This window comes from Acidovorax sp. LjRoot74, from assembly GCF_964254355.1.
In the GTDB taxonomy this organism is placed as follows: Bacteria; Pseudomonadota; Gammaproteobacteria; order Burkholderiales; family Burkholderiaceae_C; genus Acidovorax.
The window spans coordinates 605429-623533 of record NZ_CAXUTI020000001.1; the positions used below are offsets into that span (position 1 = coordinate 605429).

The 18105-nt window shown below is 66.3% G+C and carries 18 protein-coding genes; 3 read left to right on the forward strand and 15 right to left on the reverse strand.

The annotated features are described in order from the left end of the window. Positions 1-4: 4 nt before the first annotated feature. On the reverse strand, positions 5-700 hold the full coding sequence (gene aqpZ / locus ACSQ3O_RS02825) for an aquaporin Z (RefSeq protein WP_436137774.1): 696 nt from the start codon (positions 698-700) through the stop codon (positions 5-7). Positions 701-1018: 318 nt separating this feature from the next. On the opposite strand from aqpZ, the gene htpG reads away from it, so the two are divergent. Next, positions 1019-2995 (forward strand): molecular chaperone HtpG, encoded by a 1977-nt coding sequence (gene htpG, locus ACSQ3O_RS02830; protein WP_436137775.1) that lies wholly within the window; start codon positions 1019-1021, stop codon positions 2993-2995. A 164-nt stretch (positions 2996-3159) separates the two neighbouring features. On the opposite strand, the gene ACSQ3O_RS02835 is transcribed toward htpG, so the two are convergent. From ACSQ3O_RS02835 to ACSQ3O_RS02885, 11 genes are all read right to left on the reverse strand, one after another. Continuing rightward, complete coding sequence (locus ACSQ3O_RS02835; protein WP_436137776.1) at positions 3160-3468, reverse strand: hypothetical protein; 309 nt, start codon at positions 3466-3468, stop codon at positions 3160-3162. Positions 3469-3604: 136 nt separating this feature from the next. Further along, complete coding sequence (locus ACSQ3O_RS02840) at positions 3605-4369, reverse strand: response regulator transcription factor (RefSeq protein ID WP_436137777.1); 765 nt, start codon at positions 4367-4369, stop codon at positions 3605-3607. Between the two features lie 168 nt (positions 4370-4537). Beyond that, positions 4538-5596 carry a serine/threonine protein kinase gene (locus ACSQ3O_RS02845; RefSeq protein WP_436137778.1) on the reverse strand — a complete coding sequence of 353 codons (1059 nt, stop codon included), beginning with the start codon at positions 5594-5596 and terminating at the stop codon, positions 4538-4540. Between the two features lie 44 nt (positions 5597-5640). Further along, positions 5641-6735, reverse strand: a complete 1095-nt coding sequence (locus ACSQ3O_RS02850; RefSeq protein WP_436137779.1) for a DUF2855 family protein — start codon at positions 6733-6735, stop codon at positions 5641-5643. 97 nt (positions 6736-6832) lie between these two features. After that, positions 6833-8269, reverse strand: coding sequence for a protein kinase domain-containing protein (locus tag ACSQ3O_RS02855; RefSeq protein WP_436137780.1), 1437 nt, complete (start codon positions 8267-8269; stop codon positions 6833-6835). 1 nt (position 8270) lies between these two features. Then, entirely contained in the window at positions 8271-9029 is a 759-nt protein-coding gene (locus ACSQ3O_RS02860; RefSeq protein ID WP_436137781.1) for a metallophosphoesterase family protein, read from the reverse strand. A gap of 135 nt (positions 9030-9164) precedes the next feature. Continuing rightward, positions 9165-9551 (reverse strand): DUF1304 domain-containing protein, encoded by a 387-nt coding sequence (locus ACSQ3O_RS02865; RefSeq protein WP_298452711.1) that lies wholly within the window; start codon positions 9549-9551, stop codon positions 9165-9167. Positions 9552-9554: 3 nt separating this feature from the next. Then, on the reverse strand, positions 9555-9971 hold the full coding sequence (locus ACSQ3O_RS02870) for an organic hydroperoxide resistance protein (protein WP_298453020.1): 417 nt from the start codon (positions 9969-9971) through the stop codon (positions 9555-9557). An 83-nt stretch (positions 9972-10054) separates the two neighbouring features. Continuing rightward, positions 10055-10519, reverse strand: coding sequence for a MarR family winged helix-turn-helix transcriptional regulator (locus ACSQ3O_RS02875; protein WP_436137782.1), 465 nt, complete (start codon positions 10517-10519; stop codon positions 10055-10057). 309 nt (positions 10520-10828) lie between these two features. Next, positions 10829-11647: a crotonase/enoyl-CoA hydratase family protein gene (locus ACSQ3O_RS02880; protein ID WP_137748746.1), complete on the reverse strand. Its 819-nt coding sequence runs from the start codon at positions 11645-11647 to the stop codon at positions 10829-10831. Between the two features lie 193 nt (positions 11648-11840). Continuing rightward, positions 11841-12689: a 3-hydroxybutyryl-CoA dehydrogenase gene (locus ACSQ3O_RS02885; protein WP_137748745.1), complete on the reverse strand. Its 849-nt coding sequence runs from the start codon at positions 12687-12689 to the stop codon at positions 11841-11843. 129 nt (positions 12690-12818) lie between these two features. Here ACSQ3O_RS02885 and ACSQ3O_RS02890 point away from each other — a divergent pair, with 129 nt between their 5' ends. Continuing rightward, a complete protein-coding gene (locus ACSQ3O_RS02890) occupies positions 12819-14408 on the forward strand; it encodes a GMC family oxidoreductase (protein ID WP_436137783.1) in 1590 nt (529 codons plus the stop codon). 189 nt (positions 14409-14597) lie between these two features. Next, complete coding sequence (locus ACSQ3O_RS02895; RefSeq protein WP_436137784.1) at positions 14598-15335, forward strand: hypothetical protein; 738 nt, start codon at positions 14598-14600, stop codon at positions 15333-15335. A gap of 27 nt (positions 15336-15362) precedes the next feature. Here the strand turns inward: ACSQ3O_RS02895 and ACSQ3O_RS02900 are convergent, their stop codons facing one another. Genes ACSQ3O_RS02900 through ACSQ3O_RS02910 form a run of 3 tightly spaced genes read right to left on the reverse strand, consistent with a single transcriptional unit; the run spans position 15363 to position 18078 of the window. Next, positions 15363-16715 carry a GAF domain-containing protein gene (locus ACSQ3O_RS02900; protein ID WP_436141062.1) on the reverse strand — a complete coding sequence of 451 codons (1353 nt, stop codon included), beginning with the start codon at positions 16713-16715 and terminating at the stop codon, positions 15363-15365. Next, positions 16712-17230, reverse strand: a complete 519-nt coding sequence (locus ACSQ3O_RS02905; protein ID WP_137748742.1) for a hypothetical protein — start codon at positions 17228-17230, stop codon at positions 16712-16714. The genes ACSQ3O_RS02900 and ACSQ3O_RS02905 overlap by 4 nt, the downstream gene beginning before the upstream one ends. Further along, complete coding sequence (locus ACSQ3O_RS02910; RefSeq protein WP_110961581.1) at positions 17227-18078, reverse strand: ABC transporter permease; 852 nt, start codon at positions 18076-18078, stop codon at positions 17227-17229. Before ACSQ3O_RS02910 ends, ACSQ3O_RS02905 begins: the two co-directional genes overlap by 4 nt. Between the last annotated feature and the right edge of the window lie 27 nt (positions 18079-18105).

Below are 18105 nucleotides of genomic sequence, written 5' to 3' on the forward strand. Positions count from 1 at the left end.
TGTGTCAGTCCTCGCCGAACAGCCCCCGGTAGATGGCGGCGCCCAGCAGCGCGCCTGCGATGGGCGCCGCCCAGAACACCCACAATTCCGACAACGCATAGCTGGGGCCAAACAACGCGGGGCCGGTGCTGCGCGCCGGGTTGACCGATGTGTTGGTCACCGGGATGGAAATCAGGTGGATGAGCGTGAGGCACAGGCCGATGGCCATGCCACCCACGCCTTCTGCGGCACGCCGCGAGGTCACGCCCAGGATCACGATCAGGAACACCGCAGTGAGCACGACCTCGGTCACCACGGCCGCCAGCAGCCCATAGCCACCGGGCGAATGCTCTCCGTAGCCGTTGGTGGCAAACCCGCCAATGTCGGCGCCCGGCTTGCCTGTGGCAATCAGGTACAGCACCCCGGCCGCAGCAATGGCGCCCAGCACCTGCGCAACCACATAGCCAGGCAGCTCGGACACCTTGAACCGGCCGCCCAGCGCCAGACCCACGGACACCGCCGGGTTGAAATGCCCGCCCGAGATGGGCCCCAGTGCGTAGGCGCCAGTCAGCACCGTCAGGCCAAAAGCCAGGGACACGCCCAGAAACCCGATGCCCAGTTGAGGAAACGCGGCCGCCAGCACGGCGCTGCCGCAACCGCCGAAGGTGAGCCAGAACGTGCCGAGGAACTCGGCGGACCATTTTTGCAAAGAGGTGGGCATAGGGCTTGTCCAAAAGTCTGAAGGGGCAGGCCGCCGACAGGGGCTGCAACCGATGCGGCATCTTAGGAGGCTAAAAATAGCGAAACAAGCGCTAATTGCGTGCAAATTGTCAACAATGCTCACCCTGGTGCGCTGGGTGGCGCATCGGCGCAGCCAGACCATGGCGGCGCAATCAGCCCCTGCCGTGCCCGCTGGTGTGCGGCTGGCCTTGAAATTGGCCAACCCGCCCCGAGGTGAACACGCGCGAACGTCTTTTGCACCGCAGGTGCGCCAAAGACATTTCTCCAGACCGTAAGAAGTAGCCCATTCCAAGACACCATGAGCACCAAACAAACCCTGTCGTTCCAGGCCGAAGTCGCCCAGCTGCTGCACCTGGTCACCCATTCGCTGTACTCCAACCAGGAAATCTTTCTGCGCGAGCTGGTCTCCAACGCATCGGACGCCTGCGACAAGCTGCGCTTTGAAGGCCTGAACAACAACGCCCTGTATGAAGACGCGCCCAACCTCGAAGTGCGCGTGAGCTTCGACAAGGCCGCCAAGACGCTGACCATCACCGACAACGGCATCGGCATGAGCCAACAGGAGGCCATCGACCACCTGGGCACCATCGCCAAGAGCGGCACCAAGGACTTCATGGGCAAGCTGTCGGGCGATCAGAAGGCCGACGCGCAGCTCATCGGCCAGTTCGGCGTGGGCTTCTACTCCGGCTTCATCGTGGCCGACAAGATCACCGTGGAATCGCGCCGCGCAGGCCTGAAGGCCGAAGAAGGCGTGCGCTGGATCAGCGGCGGCACGGGCGACTTTGAGGTCGAAACCATCACCCGCGCCCAGCGCGGCACCAGCATCATCCTGCACCTGCGCGACGATGCCGAGGAATACCTCAACGCCTGGAAACTCAAGCAGGTCATCGCCAAATACTCCGACCACATCAGCCTGCCCATCCTGATGGAAAAGGAAGAGTGGAAAGACGGCGAGCTGATCAACCCATCGGACGAAAACGGCGGCCGCCAGCCCGGTGGCATGGTCAAGACCGGCGAGTGGGAAACCATCAACAAGGCCAGCGCCCTGTGGACGCGCCCCAAGAAGGACATCACCGAAGAACAGTACGCCGAGTTCTACAAGACCATCAGCCACGACCATGAAGCTCCCCTGACCTGGGCGCATAACCGTGTGGAAGGCAACACCGAGTACACGCAGCTGCTGTACATCCCCGCCAAGGCACCGTTTGACCTGTGGAACCGCGACAAGAAGGCCGGCGTGAAGCTGTATGTGAAGCGCGTGTTCATCATGGACGATGCCGAAGCGCTGATGCCCACCTACCTGCGCTTCGTCAAGGGCGTGATCGACTCGGCCGACCTGCCGCTGAACGTGAGCCGCGAGCTGCTGCAGGAAAGCCGCGATGTGCGCGCCATCCGTGAAGGTTCGACCAAGCGCGTGCTGAGCATGCTCGAAGACCTGGCCAAACACGACAAGCACGACACCGCTGCGGGCGCCGATGGTGTGACCGATGTGGTGGACGCCGACGACAAGGCCAAGGAAGGCAAGTACACCGCGTTCTACGCCGAGTTTGGCGCGGTGCTCAAGGAAGGCCTGGGCGAAGACTTTGGCAACCGCGAGCGCCTGGCCAAGCTGCTGCGTTTTGCATCCACCACCAGCGACGCTGTGACCGTGGGCTTTGCCGACTACAAGGCCCGCATGAAGGAAGGCCAGGAGGCCATCTACTACATCACTGCCGACACGCTCGCCGCCGCCAAGAACAGCCCGCAGCTCGAAGTCTTCAAGAAGAAGGGCATTGAAGTGCTCTTGATGACCGACCGCGTGGACGAGTGGGCGCTGAACTACCTGCAGGACTTCGACGGCACCCCGCTGCAAAGCGTGGCAAAGGGTGCTGTGGACCTGGGCAAGCTGCAGGACGAAGCCGAGAAGAAGGCTGCCGAGGAAGCCGCCGAGGCCTTCAAGCCCGTGCTGGCCAAGCTGAAAGAAGCGCTCAAGGACAAGGCCGACGACGTGCGCGTGACCACGCGCCTCGTCGATTCGCCCGCCTGCCTGGTGGTGCAGGACGACGGCATGAGCACTCAGCTCGCCCGCCTGCTCAAGCAAGCGGGGCAAGAGGCGCCGCAGACCAAGCCTGTGCTGGAAGTGAATGCCGAACACGCGCTGGTCAAGAAGCTCGACGGCAGCGTGCACTTCCACGACCTGGCCCACATCCTGTTCGACCAGGCGCTGCTGGCCGAAGGCGGCCTGCCGGAAGACCCCGCTGCCTACGTCAAGCGGGTCAACGCGCTGCTGGCCTGAGGCCCGGCCGGTGACTGGCGTGCGCCCCTATGGGGCGAAATATGCCGTCACCGCGCGTGGGTAGGCGATTGATTGCTATCAAAAAGTGAAACCCCGGGTGCCATGCGGTGCCCGGGGTTTTTCTGTGGAGATTGCTCAGCCAGGGAGCTGGCGCGGGGCGCCTGTCACGCGTCTGGCAATGCCTGCTCCAGAAGCCGTGCATACACCTGGTTGCGCTCCTGCGGGTCCGCATCCACCAGGGTCTTGAGGGCCTCGCCAGGCAGCCGCATGCCCCGGCGCCGGTCGGTTTCCACCGGCAGGTTGCGCCAGCCAGAGAGCACCAGCCAGTCCCACAACTCTTCAGAGATCTGGTGGGTGACCGCCATCTTCAGCGCCCGCCGCTGGATGTCCGTGCCTACCGCAGGCACCCGCCCCACCGGCGCCGGGCGGCGGGTCTGGCGAATCGACAAAACGTTGCGTATCCAATCCTTCATGGGCAGGCCAGCTGGGTGAGAAGCAGGGGGCAGCATAGCCCACGACCTGGGCGCGGCTCAAGCGTTTGTCTGCCGCACCGTGCCGCCAGCGCCTTGATGAGGAGAGTGTGTGCCGCACCCCCGGTTCCCCTCGCTGTCAGGGGGCTGCCAGTGGCTCGGAGATGGGCTGGGGCAAAGGAGGGTGCGCGGCTGCAACCTCCGGTTTGGTGGGGGGGCGCGGGTGGCAAGGGTCCAGCCGATACCCCATCCCATAGATCGCCGAGATCGTGTAGCCGTTGTCCTCGGTCAGCTCCAGCTTGGTCCGCAGGCGCGACATGTGGGTGTCGAGCGAGCGTGAGGGGGTTTCGGCGCCGTCGCCCCAGACGGCTTCGCGCAGGTGGGTGCGGGACAGCAGGCGGCCGGCGTTGCGGAACATGAACAGGGCGAGTTCGTACTCGCGGTTCTTGAGTTCGATGGGCTGGCCGTGCACGCTCAGGGAGCGTTTGTCGGCGTCAAAACAATACGCCCCGAAGGCCATGCGGGCGCCCATGCTCTCGGGGTAGGCGCGGCGCAGCAGGGCGGTGGTGCGTGCCACCAGTTCGCCCATGCGCAGGGGCTTGCTCATGAAGTCGTCGGCTCCGCGCGAGAGGGCCTCGACCACGTCGCGTTCGTCGTTGCGGCGGGTGATGAACAGGATGGGCAGCTGCATGCCGCCCATCTCGCGCACGGTCTGCACGACCTCGGTGCCCTCCATGTCGGGCAGGTGCCAGTCCACGATCAGCAGGTCGAAGGTGTCACTGCGCAGGGCTTTGAGCAGGCTGGTGCCGTCGGCAAAGGTGTGGCACACATGGTGGTGGCATTCCAAGGTGCCCTTGATCTGCTCCAGCAGGAGAAGGTCGTCGTCAAGGACTGCGATGCGCATGGTGGTGGGCTCGGGGCCGGGGGCCGTGAAAATCAACTACAAAACACTCCCGTGGCGGGGAGTGCCTTGATGGTGCCCCACATCGGGCCGCTGTGCGCAGGGGTTGACAATCGTTTGCAATGGTCCGGACCTGCGCTGGCCGGGCTGCTCCGCGCGGTCTACACCCCGTCAGGCCACCAGCGGTTCTTCCTGCATCGCCTCGGTCTGCTCGATCAGCATGTCCACCTGCCCGCGCCAGTAGTCGCTGCTGCCAAACCACGGAAAGTTGGCGGGGAAGATCGGGTCTTGCCAGCGGCGCGCGAGCCAGGCGCTGTAGTGGATAAGGCGCAAGGTGCGCAGCGGCTCGATGAGTGCCAGCTCGCGGCGGTCGAAGCTGCGGAACTGCTCGTAGCCGTCGATCAACGCGCCGAGCTGGTGGGTGCGCTGGCGGCGGTCGCCCGACAGCAGCATCCACAAATCCTGCACGGCCGGGCCCATGCGCGCGTCGTCCAGGTCCACAAAGTGCGGGCCACCGCGGCCCCATTCATCCAGCGGGGTCCAGAGGATGTTGCCCGGGTGGCAGTCGCCGTGCAGGCGGATCTGGGTGGCATTATTCAAGCCAAATGTGTCTGTAGCGCTAGTGGAATATGCGCTGGTAGCTATTAAATCGAGAGCTCTGTCGCACTGGGTCTTCCAGGCGGATTGCATGTCGAGCGGGATGATCTCGTTCATCAGCAGCCAGTCGCGCGAGGCGGTGCCAAAGCTCAACAGGTCCAGCGTGGGCCGGTGTGCAAACGGCTGGGCGGTGCCCACGGTGTGGATGCGGGCCAGAAAGCGGCCGATCCATTCCAGCACCTCGAAGTCGTCCAGCTCGGGCTGGCGCCCGCCTCGCCAGGGGCTGACGGAAAAGGCAAAGCCATCGTGCTGGTGCAGGGTGGCGCCGTTCAGCACCATCGGGCCCACGGCGGGCACTTCGGCGGCCATCAGCTCGGCGGCAAAGGCGTGTTCTTCGAGGATCTGCGCTTCGCTCCAGCGGCCAGGGCGGTAGAACTTGGCCACCACGCGCTGGCCGTCTTCCAGCGTGGCCTGGTACACCCGGTTTTCGTAGGACGACAGGGCCATGAGGCGGCCGTCGCCATACAGGCCCACGCTGGCCAGCGCGTCCAGCACCTGGTCGGGGGTGAGGCGGGCGTAGGGGTGCTGGTCGTTCGAGGCGTTGGCAGCGGTATCGGGGGGCAATGGGGTCATGCCCCATTGTCGCCGCCGCGCCCTTGACGGCCCGGCATAGCGTTTCAGCCGGGCAGCATCGTCGCGATATGCCCCGCGCGTGGGTCGCCGCTGCCTGCCAGCACGCTGGCAAACAGCGCCTGCGTGGCCTGGGGCCCCACGTGGTGCTGCACCACCAGCCAGGGCTGCGGCCCCGACGACACGGCGGCGCTGAACTGGTTCCAGGCCGCCACCAGGCGGTCGTTCAGGCCCTGGGCGCCCCAGTCGGTATGGCGCTTCTTGACCTGGGCGGGGGCGAAGAACATCACTGGGCGCGGGCCGGGCAGCTGACCGGCGCCGCCCAGATCGCCCACATGGCTGGCACCCACCGAGCAGCTGTAGGCCAGGCCGGTGAAGTGGGCGTGGATGCGCTGGCGCAGGCCCACGCTGCCCGCAAAGTCGATGTAGACGCTGGGCGTGGTGCCGTCGAGGGTGTCCAGGGCGTCATAAGTGACCACACGGTGGTAGCAGCCCAGGCTCTCGCAAAACGCCACGTTGCCGGGCGAGGTGAGGCCAATGACCTCGATGCCTTCGCGCTGCGCGAGCTGGAAGGCCGTGCCGTAGGCGGTTTTGCTCGACGCGCTGGACAGCAGCATGCGCCGAGCGCCAAAGAACTGTTGGTCGGCCAGAAAGTCGTCGATGAGCCACGAGGTGATGAACAGCGGCCGCAGCAGCGCCTGCACGTCTTCGTTGTCGGCGCGGTACAGGCCGTCGGTGCGGGTGCGCAGGTAGTGGTTGTAGACCGCATGCAGACCCGCGCGGTGGGCGGCGCCGTCGCTGAAGCCTGCGGTGTTGACGCGCTGGGGTGACAGCACGGCCTGGTCGGCCATGGGCCAGTAGCCATAGAGGCGCTCGCCCACGGCCACTTCGGGGTGGTGCGATTCGGTCACCGTGCCGAAGCCCCATACGGGCACGATGCCCCAGCCCGCCTCGCTGGTGGGGAAGAACTGCCAGTAGTTCAGCATGTCGCCCAGCGCGGCATACGTGATGTTGTTGGCCGTGAGGGCGAAGGACTCGACCCGTACGCGGACCTGGCCCTCGGCCAGTGGGGTGTCGTCGGTGGTGGTCAGGCGGGTGGTGGCCAGCTGGTCCTGGCGCACGAGGAGGGTGGTGGTGCTCATGCCGCGACGCTAAACCAAAGCGTGCGCGCGCTCAAGCGGCGCGCGCCGCCTGGGTGACAGATGCGCGGCGTGGCGGTGCGCCGGAGTGCCAACGGGCTCAGCCCTCCGTGGGCTGGGCCAGTTGCTCGAAAGGCAGCGCCTGTTTGACCAGGATGACGGTGCAGGGCGCGTCGCGCGCCACGCGCATGGGCACGGTGGCAAAAAAGCGCTGGGTCTGCAATCCGTGCGTGGCCGCGCCCAGGATCATCATGCTCACGTGGTTGCTGGCCGCATAGCGCACCAGGGCCTGGGCCACGTCGCTGGCTTCGAGCACGTGGTAGCTCACGGCATGGCCGGTCAGGTCCAGCCCCTGGGCCCACTGGCGCAGGCGGGCCATGTGCTGGCGGTGCAGCGTGGTTTCGCTGCGCTCGCTGTCACTGGTGCTGCTGGCGCCGGGCGACACCACGGTCACGCAGGCCAGCCGCGCGCCGGGGCGGATGCCCAGGGAGCGCGCCACCGCCTGGCGCAGCGAATACAGCGTGGCGTCCGTCACGTCGGCGTGGGGAACGGCCACCATCAGGATGGGCGTGTCCTCGATCTGCTGCGAGGGCAGGGGGCTGGGCGTGTAGTGCATGCCCGCTGCGCGCAGCCAGCGGCGCAGGTGGGTGCGCAGCGGCGTGCGCTCGGTGCGTTCGCCGCGTTCGGTGATGAGCACCTGCTCGGGGTTGGCCAGGTCAAACGCCAGGTGTGCGGCCGAGGGGTAGCGGCTGGCGGCCTCGGGCTCCAGGCAGCGCAGGATGACCTCTTGCAGCCAGGGCGGGATGTCGGCGCGGTGCTTGCGCGGCGGCGCGGGCGTCATCCACAGGCGCTGGCGCATGCCGCCGCTGGTGGTGGGGGCGCCAAAGGGCAGCTCGCCCGTGGCCAGCTCGTACAGCATCACGCCGATGGCAAAGATGTCGCTGCGCGGGTCGCCGCGCACGCCTACCACCTGTTCGGGCGCAATCCAGGCGGGTGAGCCCACGGCCTGGCGCATTTCCTCGGCCAGCAGGTCGGGGTAGTGGGCGTGGCACGAGAGGCCAAAGTCCAGCAGCACGGCGGTGCCATCGTCTTTGATGAGCACGTTGGCGGGTTTGAGGTCCAGGTGGCACACGTTCTGCTGGTGCAGGCTGTGCGCCGCATGGGCCGTGGCCGCGCCTAGGCGGGCTATGGTTGCGATGTCGCAGCGGCCGGGCGCATCCAGCCAGTGCTGCAGCGTCTCGCCGGGGATGTACTCCATGACCAGATAGGGCAGCCGCACCAGGTCGCCCGCCGCCACAAAACGCGGCACATGCGGGCCGCTGAGCACGGGCAGGATCTGCAGCTCCACCTCGAAGCTCACGATGTTCTCGGCCCCGTCGCCCGCCGTCATGCGCGGGATCTTCATCGCCATGGCAAAGCCGGGGCTGCGGTCGGCCTGGGCGTATTCCACCGCGTAGATGTGGGCCATGCCGCCGGCGTGGATGCAGTCCACCACGCGGAAGCCGTCGATCTCGGTGCCGGGCTCCAGCAGCTTCATGTCACTGGCCCTTTTCCAAGCGGTCGGCATAGAAGCTGGGCAGGCCTGCCGCGCGGATGGCGGCGGCGGCGGCCAGGTGGTCGTAGGGCACGCGGTAGAAGGTGATCTGCTTGGCGGTGTCGTCGAACAGCGCGTACATGGCGCGCGCATCGCCGTCGCGCGGCTGGCCCACCGAGCCCACGATGCCCAGCCACTGGCGGTGCGTTGGCACGGGCACCGGCACGCCGGGCTCGGGCGCAAAGCGCATCAGCTTGGCGGTGGGCGTGAGGAAGTACAGCACCTGCTCGTGCACATGGCCACAGAACACGTAGCGGATGGCGGGGTCCATGCCCTGCGCGGCGGTCATGCTGCGCTCGGCGGCGTTGGAGTCTTCCACGTACCGCCACTGTGCGGGCATGTCGGCGCTGGCGTGCACCAGCAGCGCGCTGGTGCCCAGCCGTGCGGTGAGCGGCAGCGACTGAAAAAAGGCGATGTGGTTGTTGCCGAGCTGGTCGTGTGTCCACTGCGCGCCCAGCTCGCTGCGGTTGCGCGGGTTGGCGGGGGGCGCCAGGGCCATGGCGTCGTGGTTGCCCAGCACGCACAGGGCACCTTGCTGGGCCAGGTCGCGCACTTGTTCTACCACGGCCACGGGCTCGCCACCGTAGCCGACCAGGTCGCCCAGCAACGCAAACTGTTCGGCGCCCTGGGCACGGGCGTGTTGCAGGCAGGCGTCCAGAGCCTGTCGGTTGGCGTGGATGTCGGACAGCAGAGCGATTTTCATGTTGTTGTCTCCAACCCCATCATCGCGCGTGTCGCTGAATGCCAGCTTGCAGGTGGGCAGTGCCTGCGTGGATTCAAAGCAAAAATAGCTGCTACCGCCCCTCTGTAGGGCGGTAGCAGCTATGTATTTGATAGCTCAGAGGCTACGCTGCGTGGCGGGTGCTTTGTCCAGCGCCAGCACCAGGCCCAGCGCGATGATTGCGGGCAGCGCCTGGCTGAAGAAGATCTTGGGCGCTGCGGTGGCGGCGCCAAATACCCCGGCCACGATCACGCAGGCCAGGAAGAAGATCTTGAACACCCGGTTGCCGGTAAACAGCCCAAAGAACAGGCCCGCCGCCAGAAACCCGTTGTACAGCCCCTGGTTGGCCGCCAGCGTGGTGGTGGCGTCGGCCAACTCCTGGGTCAGGTTGAAGGTCTTCATGCCCAGCGGCTTGTTCCAGAAGAACATTTCGAGCACGAGGATGTACACATGCTCGATGGCCACCAGGGCCACCGCGATGCGGGGAAGCAGCTGGCGGCCCATCGCTTAGACGATCGTGATGGTCACGTCGATGTTGCCGCGCGTGGCGTTGGAGTAGGGGCAGACCTGGTGGGCTGCGTCCACCAGCTTCTGGGCCGTGGCCTTGTCCATACCCGGCAGGCTGATGGCCAGGCGGGCAGCGATGCCGTAGGCGTTCGGGATGGGGCCCAGGTCCACTTCGGCGTCGATGGACACGTCTTGTGGCACGGGGATGCCGATCTTGCCGCCCACAGCCTTCATCGCGCCGATGAAGCAGGCTGCGTAGCCGGAGGCAAACAGCTGCTCGGGGTTGGTGCCGGTGCCTGAGGTGCCGGGCGAGGACAGCTTGACTTCCAGGCGGCCGTCATCGGTCTTGGCGGCGCCATCGCGGCCACCGGTCACGTGCGACTTGGCGGTGTACAGGACTTTTTCGAGCTTGGTCATGGTGTCTTCCTTGCGGTTGTTGCCCACGGTGGGCGGTGGAGGGAATCGGTTCTTGCAATGTCGTTGCGTGTTTCTGCAGGCCGTCAGCGTTGCTCGCTGAGCCGGTCCCGCAGTTGCTTGAGTTCGGTGGTCAGGGCGGTCAGCTCGGCAATCGAGCACTGGCTGCTTTGCAGCACGCATTGCGGGATGGCCTCGGCCTGATCGCGCAGCGCACGGCCTTGCGACGTGAGGGTGATGCGCACGCGGCGCTCGTCCTGCACATCGCGCAGCCGGGCAATCTGGCCCTGCGCCTCCAGGCGCTTGAGCAGCGGCGTGAGCGTGCCGGAGTCGAGAAACAGGCGCTCGCCCAGCTCGGACACGGTCACGCCGTCCTGCTCCCACAGCACCAGCATTACGAGGTACTGCGGGTAGGTCAGGCCGATGCGGTCGAGCAGGGGCTTGTACAGCTTGGTCATCGCCAGCGAGGCGGAATACAGCGCAAAGCAGACCTGGTTGTCCAGCCGCAGGATGGCGGGGCTGGGAGTGATAGGGGTGCTGGGGCTGGGCATGGGGTGAATTGTGGCGGGTTATTAAATTGCATGCAATTGAATTTTGTAAAACCTTGTTGCATGCGCGGATGGACTGGATGGGGAAGCGCGGAGGCTCGGCCGGTGATAGACGCGCGCCTGCGCAGGGCCAGGCTTCGCCATGATTGCTATATTTTCAATAGCTTATTAGGCATGATGGACGGGCGGAAACGGCTATTTTTGCTTGAAATTAGCCTCGCCTACGCGCGAGACCCCTGCCGACCCGGCCCGAAAAGATGGGTCCGGGTTGGAGGGGCGGATCGCCTGGCAGGGCCCGCAGCCGCGCCCCGCTCAGCGCCCGCTGAACTGCGCCGGTCGCCGCTCGATAAAAGCGCGCACGCCTTCGGCTGCGTCTTCGCTGTTGGCCAGCTGCTTTTGCACGGGGATGAACTCTGCCACCGCAGCCGCCTGTCCCTGCTCAATGGCCTTGAGCACGTTGAGCCGCGTGGCCACCACAGCCAGCGGCGCCTGGGCTTCGATGCGCTGGGCAATCTGCAGCGCTTCCTGCAGCTCCTGGCCTGCGGGCACCACCTTCTGCACAAAGTTCAGCCGGTACGCCTCGGCGCTGCCGAACTCGTCGGCCGTGAGCAGGTGCAGCAGCGCATTGCCCGTGCCCGCGCGCTCGGCCATGCGCAGCGTGGCGCCGCCCGTGGCCATGATGCCGCGCTGCACCTCCATCTGCGAGAAGCGGCAGTTGTCGGCCGCCACCACGATGTCGGCGCCCAGCATCAACTCGATGCCCACAGTGAAGCAGATGCCCTTGACCGCCACCACCATGGGCTTGGTGCGGCGCCGGTAGCCAGGCAGGCCGTAGTCGTGCGGCTCCACCAGGCCTTCGGGGATGGCTTTTTCGCCGCGCTGCATGTAAGCGCTCACGGCGGGCAGGTCAAGCCCGGCGGTGAAGTGGTCGCCAAACGCATGCAGCACGCCCACGCGCAGGGCGGGGTCGTCGTCGAGCCGGGTGTAGGCCTCGGCCAGCTGGCGGAACATGGGGGGCGTCCAGCCATTGCGCTTGGCAGGCCGGTTGATGCCGATCAGCAGCACATGGCCGATGACCTGGGTGTCGATGTTGCCCTCGGGTGGGGGCGTGGTGGGGGTGATGTTTGTCATGGGCGCAGGTCTCCTGGCCCATGATTGAAAACGCTTCAAGCGCTGCGCGCCGTCTCAATCGAGACAGCGCAGCCGATTAAGGCAAGCGGCCTCCAAAACCGGCGCGGCGACTTACCAGTGCCCCCGCGCAAGGGCCGCCCCGCCGCGCTGGGGGCGTCCCCCTGGGGGGGAGGCGCGAAGCGCCTCAGGGGGGTTAGTAGGAATACACGCCCTGGCCCGTCTTGCGGCCCAGGCGGCCTGCAGCCACCATTTCCTTGAGCAGTGGGCAGGGGCGGTACTTGCTGTCGCCAAACTCGGTCAGGTACACATCCATCACCGCCAGGCACACATCCAGGCCGATCATGTCGGCCAGCGCCAGCGGGCCGATGGGCTGGTTGCAACCCAGCTTCATGCCCGCGTCGATGTCCTCGGGCGTGGCCAGGCCCTCGGCCAACACGAAGAAAGCCTCGTTGATCATGGGCACCAGGATGCGGTTGACCACAAAGCCGGGCGCGTTCTTCACGGTGATGGGGCTCTTGCCCAGCGCCTCGGCCAGGGCCTTCACGGCGTCGTGGGTGGCGTCGCTGGTCTGCAGGCCGCGAATGATCTCCACCAGCGCCATCATGGGCACGGGGTTGAAGAAGTGCATGCCGATGAACTTGTCGGCGCGGCTGGTGGCGGCAGCCAGCTTGGTGATGGAGATCGAAGACGTGTTCGATGCGATCAGCACCTCGGGCGCCACGATGGCATCCACCTGCTTGAGGATCTTGAGCTTGAGTTCGTAGTTTTCGGTGGCGGCTTCTATCACGAGCTGCGCGGTCTTCAGGTCGTCATAGCTGGTGGAGGTCTTGATGCGCGCCAGGGCGGCCGCCTTGTCGGCTTCGCTGATCTTTTCCTTCTTGATCAGGCGGTCCAGGCTGCCGGCCACGGTGGCCAGGCCTTTTTGCACTGCAGCATCCGAGATATCAACCATCACCACGTTGATGCCCGACACCGCACAGGCCTGTGCAATGCCGTTGCCCATGGTGCCTGCGCCGATGATGCCTACGGTCTGAATCGTCATATAGAGAGCCCTCTTCAAAGTGAAACGGATGGACGGAATGGTAAGGGGAATCGCACGACCGTTCGGTTATCGTGCGTCAAACCTGAACCAACAAGCCGCTGCGCAGCATGGCGGAGGAGACACCACAACATGTTCGACTACATCGTGATCGGCGGCGGCTCGGCAGGCTCCGTGCTGGCTGGCCGCCTGACAGAGAACCCCGCCGTGCGCGTGTGCCTGTTGGAGGCGGGGCCTGCCGACAACAGCGTGCTCATCCACTGCCCGGCCGGGCTGGCCGTGATGGCCAAGTTCGAGCTGAACGGCTGGGGCTTCAATACCACTCCGCAGGCGGCGCTGAACAACCGGCGCGGCTACCAACCCCGTGGCAAGGTGCTGGGGGGCTCCAGTTCCATCAACGCCATGGTCTACATCCGGGGCCAGCATGCGGACTACGACCACTGGGCCGCGCAGGGCAACCCGGGCTGGGGCTGGGAAGATGTGAAGCCGTACTTTCTGCGCGCCGAGAACAACGAGCGCGGGGCCAACGACTGGCACGGCCGGGGCGGCCCCTTCAACGTGGCGGATCTGCGTGCGCCCAACCGGTTCAGCCAGTATTTCACCGACGCAGGTGTGCAGGCCGGGCACCCGCACAACACCGACTTCAATGGCGCCACGCAGGAAGGCGTGGGCTTGTACCAGGTCACGCACAAGAACGGCGAGCGCCACAGCGCGGCCAAGGGCTACCTCACGCCCCACCTGGCGCGGCCCAACCTGCAGGTCATTACCGGTGCGCATGCCACGCGCATCCTGTTCGACGGCACGCGCGCCGTGGGTGTGGAATATCGCCAGGGTGGCGCGATCAAGCAGGTCCGCGCCGGGCGCGAGGTGCTGCTGAGTGCGGGCGCGCTGCTGTCGCCGCAACTGCTGATGCTGTCGGGCGTGGGGCCTGCCGCGCATTTGCAGCAACACGGCATCCCGGTGCTGCACGACCTGCCCGGCGTGGGCCAGCATCTTCACGACCACCCCGATGTGGTGCAGGTGCTGGACGCCCCTGAGCTCAAGGACCTGTTCGGCCTCTCGTTGTCGGGCATGGCGCAGACCGTGCGCGGCATCATCGAATGGCGCAAGCACCGCACCGGCATGTTGACCACCAACTTCGCCGAGGCGGGCGGCTTCATCAAGAGCGATCCGTACGAGGCTGCGCCCGATCTGCAATTGCACTTTGTGATCGGCAAGCTGGTGGACCATGGCCGCAAGACCGTGTTCGGCCACGGCTACTCGGCCCATGTGTGCCTGCTGCAGCCCAAGAGCCGGGGCTCGGTCACGCTGGCCAGCCGTGACTCTATGGCCTTGCCTTTGGTCGATCCGAACTTTCTGGCGGACCCCGACGACATGGCGCGCATGGTGCGTGGCTTCAAGCGCACGCGCGAGATCCTGATGCAACCGGCGCTCGCGAAGTTCGGCGCCAAGGAGCTGGCGGCCTCGGCCAGTGCGCGCACCGATGCCGAGATCGAGCAGTTCATCCGCCAGTACGCCGACACCATCTACCACCCCGTGGGCACCTGCCGCATGGGACCTGGGTCCATGGACGTGGTGGATGCCGAACTGCGCGTGCATGGCCTCGCGGGCCTGCGTGTGGTGGATGCGTCCATCATGCCGCGCATCGTGAGCGGCAACACCAATGCGCCCACGGTGATGATTGCGGAAAAAGCGGTGGACCTGCTGCGCGCCGCGCCGTGAACGATTTCACGTTTGGCGCCCGGAACGCGATTTTTAAGGTTTTCAAAGGGTCTGTTTAAGGAGTTTTTAACAGGCAAAAACGCGGCGAATTTCTAGACTTCTTGGCATGGAAGCGGGTGCATGGTGCACCCGGCCCGGCGCCCAAAAAAAAGGCGCTGAAAGAGCCCAACGAGGCCATGAAAGAACGTGATGAAGATTGATGCCCGCGAAATTGCCGCACTGACCCAAGCCCAACCCGCCGCCCCCCGCATGGACATGTACGCCAGCATCCACAAGGCGCTGCGCGCCTTCATGGCCGACACGCTGCTGGGCCTGGGCCGCATGGATGTGGACGACGACCTGGAGTTTGCCCAGACCTGCGACCGTGTGATGCAGCTACTGGACCTGTGCCGCGCGCACCTGCACCACGAGAACCAGTTCGTGCACGCCGCCATGGAGGCGCGCCAGCCTGGCTCCAGCCAGAGCATTGTCGGTGAACATGTGGAGCACGAACAGGCCATCACGGCCCTGGCCGACGGGGTGAACCACCTGATGGCCTGCGCCAAGCCCGCACGCCCGGCCGCCACCCTGGCCCTGTACCGCCAGCTGGCGCTGTTTGTGGCGCACAACTTCGAGCACATGCATGAGGAAGAAACCGCCCACAACCGCGTGCTGTGGCAGTGCTACACCGACGCCGAACTGGCGGGCGTGCACGATGCGCTGGTGGCCTCGATCCCGCCGCACGAAATGATGGTGGTGGCCCGCTGGATGGTGCCCTACATGTCACCCGCCGAGCGCACGGCCATGCTGTCGGACATGCAGCAGCATGCGCCTGCTCCTGTGTTGGCCGCAGTGCTGGCGCAGGTGCAGCCGCACCTCACGCAGCCCGAGTGGACCAAGCTGATGCGCAGCCTGGGCCTGCCGGTGGTGCCGGGTCTGGTGCACTGACTTTGAGAAATCAGTGGCGTGAAGGCGTCAGGCGTCTTCCAGCACCACGGGGCGCAGTACGCACAGCCGAAAGCGCCCGCGCCCTGTTTTTTCGATGTGGATGTGCGGGCAGTTCTCCTGCAGGCGGCGCTGCAGCAACAGCAGGCGGGCCTCCAGGTTGTCGGCCACATCGGGCAGGCGCAGGGCGGGGTCCAGCCGCAATTCGCGGTTGGTGAAGTCCATGCGCCCGGTGTGCTGGTGGTCGCGCAGCAGCTTCCAGACAATGGCGCCCGCCACGCCCTTGATCAGGTAGTCGTCGTTGATGAACACGCTGTCGTTGGCCGCAAAGTGGCGCACCCGCAGCGCGCTGCCGCTCACCGGCGGTGCCGTCGTAGGAGTAGGCAGCGGCTCGGGCGCATCGGGCGCGGCCTGCAGCAGGTCGATGGCGGCGGCCAGCTGGCCCGCAATGGCCACCAGCAGGTCTTCGTCCTCGAAACCAAAGCGCATGTCCTCGGGGCTCTCGGCAAACAGCACGCCCAGCAGACGCCCGGCCGACAGCAGGGGCACCGCCACCTGGCTGTGCGGTTCCGGCAGGCCGGGGTAGGGGATGTCCAGGCCCCGCAGCGGGGGCGCATCGGGCGCGGCATGCGCGTCCATGCTCTCGCGGATGGCGTGGCTGTACAGGGCGGCGTGCGTCATGTGGCTGATGCGCACCGGCGTGCGCTCGCGCGCGGCCATGCCGATCACGCCCTGGCCCAGGCGGATCTCGGAGCCCACCCCTGATGTGGCGTAGCCGCAGCTGGCCACCGTGTAGAGCTGCTGGGCGCTGGCGTCCAGCATCAGCACCATGGCGTGCTCGATGCCCAGTTTGTCCTGCAGGCCCTGCAGCGCGCCTTGCAGCAATTCGTCCAGCCCCGTGCAGCGCGCGATGCCTTCGCTGCACAGGCGCAGCGTGTGCAAGAGCCCGGAGCGCGGCGCGGGTGCTGGCAGGCCTTCGCCCGCTACCGATTCGATGCGCTCCACGGCGTAGATGTCGGCCCCCTTGAGTTCAAACACCTCGGCCATGCCCGCATGCGACGCAATGCCCGCCAGTTGTGCGCGCATGCTCTCGAACACCGGGCCGCTGTCCTCGGTGCGTTCATACAGCAGGTGCAGGCGGTAGAAATGGGCGGTGAGCGGGTCTAGCACCAGCACCGACGCGCGCGGGTTACGCAGGATGTTCTGGCGGGTCTTGTTGAAGAACTGGAACGACAGCGCTACATGCGCCGCATCCACATAGACCACCTGCGAGATGTAGGCCACGTTGGGCGTGCCGTCGGGGTCGCAGGTGGCCATGATGGCGGGAATCGCACCCTCCAGGCAGGGGCGGATGCTGTGCAGGGACGGCGCTGCGGTGCTCATGGCTGCGGCGTAGGTGGTGAGGGTGACGTCGGCGGCGAACACAACTCCGCGCCAGCGCGCGGGCCCGGCGTCTGGTCGAACGCGCTGGTGGGCGTGAAGCTCACGGCCACCACATCGTGCAGCGGCGCTGCCAGCATGGCGCCCACATACTGCGGCCCGTAGCCGACCTGGCCCACCTCCTGCACCATGGACTGCAGGTAGGCCTGCAACACGGGCAAGTCGCCGTCATGGGCCGGGCGCTGCGTGGCCCGGCGGGCCTTGAGCTGCAGCGTCTGGTGGGTGGACGGAACGCTGAAGACCACGGCAATCTCGCCGGTGTGCGCAATGTCCTGCAGCAACTGCTCGGACTGGCTGCGTCGCAGGTACACCGTGACCTCCTGCCCATCGCCGCTGATGTGACTGCCCACCGCCCGCATGATGCTCGGGCGCAGGGCCGCATCGCGGGACGCCACGATGGCCGATACGCCCTTGGCCACCATGGCGATATGGCTGGGGCCGAGCAGCACGGTGGTCATGCCTTGAAGCGCTTGCGTGTCAGGGCCAGGGCCACCCAGAAGGCCACCACGGTGGTCACCACCAGCACCAGGCCATGGCGCAGGGGGTGGGCGGGCCACTGGTCCATGAACAGCGGGCGCACCAGCTCGACCGCGTTGGTCAGCGGCAGCCAGTCGGAGATGGCGCGCACGATGGGCGGCAGCTGCTCGCGCGGGAAGAACACGCCCGAGAGAAACATCATCGGCGTGAGCACCAGCGTGAAGTAGTAAGTAAAAAAGTCATACCCCTTGGCCAGCGCGTTGAAGATGAGCGCAATGCTGGAGAACATGATGCCCACGAACAGCAGCACCGGCCAGGCCACCAGCAGCTTGGGGCTGTGGCTGATGCCCAGTGCCAGCATCACGCCCAGGATGGCGGTGACGGTGAACAGTGCTTTGAACGCCGCCCAGAGCATCTCGGCCAGCACTACGTCGTCCAGGCTCACCGGCGCGTTCATGATGCCGTCCCAGGTCTTTTGCACATGCATGCGCGAGAAGGCCGAGTACAGCGCCTCGAAGCTGGCCGCGTTCATGGCGCTCATGCAGATGGAGCCGCTGGCCAGGAACAGGATGTAGGGCACCTTGGTGTCGCCCGCCGCCCCGCCCACGCTCACTTGCCCCACCAGTGCGCCCATGCCGTAGCCAAAGGCCACCAGCCACATCAGCGGCTCGGCAATGTTGCCCACCAGGCTGGGGATGGCCAGCTTGCGCCAAACCAGCAGGTTGCGCATGAACACGGGCCACCAGCGCACGGACAGGCTGGGCGGGCGCCACACCGACGGCGGGGGCGGGGCCACAGAGGCCACGGAGGACGGGGTAACGGTTTGCATCCGCTTATTGTGCGATGTTGGCGGGCG

Bases quoted from the DNA above. Each gene is read 5' to 3' on its own strand.
- ACSQ3O_RS02895 (WP_436137784.1), top strand. From the start codon at position 14,598: ATGAAGATTGATGCCCGCGAAATTGCCGCACTGACCCAAGCCCAACCC.
- ACSQ3O_RS02840 (WP_436137777.1), bottom strand. From the start codon at position 4,369: ATGCGCATCGCAGTCCTTGACGACGACCTTCTCCTGCTGGAGCAGATC.
- ACSQ3O_RS02860 (WP_436137781.1), bottom strand. From the start codon at position 9,029: ATGAAAATCGCTCTGCTGTCCGACATCCACGCCAACCGACAGGCTCTG.
- ACSQ3O_RS02835 (WP_436137776.1), bottom strand. From the start codon at position 3,468: ATGAAGGATTGGATACGCAACGTTTTGTCGATTCGCCAGACCCGCCGC.
- ACSQ3O_RS02870 (WP_298453020.1), bottom strand. From the start codon at position 9,971: ATGACCAAGCTCGAAAAAGTCCTGTACACCGCCAAGTCGCACGTGACC.
- ACSQ3O_RS02910 (WP_110961581.1), bottom strand. From the start codon at position 18,078: ATGCAAACCGTTACCCCGTCCTCCGTGGCCTCTGTGGCCCCGCCCCCG.
- ACSQ3O_RS02890 (WP_436137783.1), top strand. From the start codon at position 12,819: ATGTTCGACTACATCGTGATCGGCGGCGGCTCGGCAGGCTCCGTGCTG.
- ACSQ3O_RS02875 (WP_436137782.1), bottom strand. From the start codon at position 10,519: ATGCCCAGCCCCAGCACCCCTATCACTCCCAGCCCCGCCATCCTGCGG.
- htpG (WP_436137775.1), top strand. From the start codon at position 1,019: ATGAGCACCAAACAAACCCTGTCGTTCCAGGCCGAAGTCGCCCAGCTG.
- ACSQ3O_RS02885 (WP_137748745.1), bottom strand. From the start codon at position 12,689: ATGACGATTCAGACCGTAGGCATCATCGGCGCAGGCACCATGGGCAAC.
- ACSQ3O_RS02905 (WP_137748742.1), bottom strand. From the start codon at position 17,230: ATGACCACCGTGCTGCTCGGCCCCAGCCATATCGCCATGGTGGCCAAG.
- ACSQ3O_RS02850 (WP_436137779.1), bottom strand. From the start codon at position 6,735: ATGAGCACCACCACCCTCCTCGTGCGCCAGGACCAGCTGGCCACCACC.
- ACSQ3O_RS02865 (WP_298452711.1), bottom strand. From the start codon at position 9,551: ATGGGCCGCCAGCTGCTTCCCCGCATCGCGGTGGCCCTGGTGGCCATC.
- ACSQ3O_RS02900 (WP_436141062.1), bottom strand. From the start codon at position 16,715: ATGAGCACCGCAGCGCCGTCCCTGCACAGCATCCGCCCCTGCCTGGAG.
- ACSQ3O_RS02845 (WP_436137778.1), bottom strand. From the start codon at position 5,596: ATGACCCCATTGCCCCCCGATACCGCTGCCAACGCCTCGAACGACCAG.
- ACSQ3O_RS02880 (WP_137748746.1), bottom strand. From the start codon at position 11,647: ATGACAAACATCACCCCCACCACGCCCCCACCCGAGGGCAACATCGAC.
- ACSQ3O_RS02855 (WP_436137780.1), bottom strand. From the start codon at position 8,269: ATGAAGCTGCTGGAGCCCGGCACCGAGATCGACGGCTTCCGCGTGGTG.
- aqpZ (WP_436137774.1), bottom strand. From the start codon at position 700: ATGCCCACCTCTTTGCAAAAATGGTCCGCCGAGTTCCTCGGCACGTTC.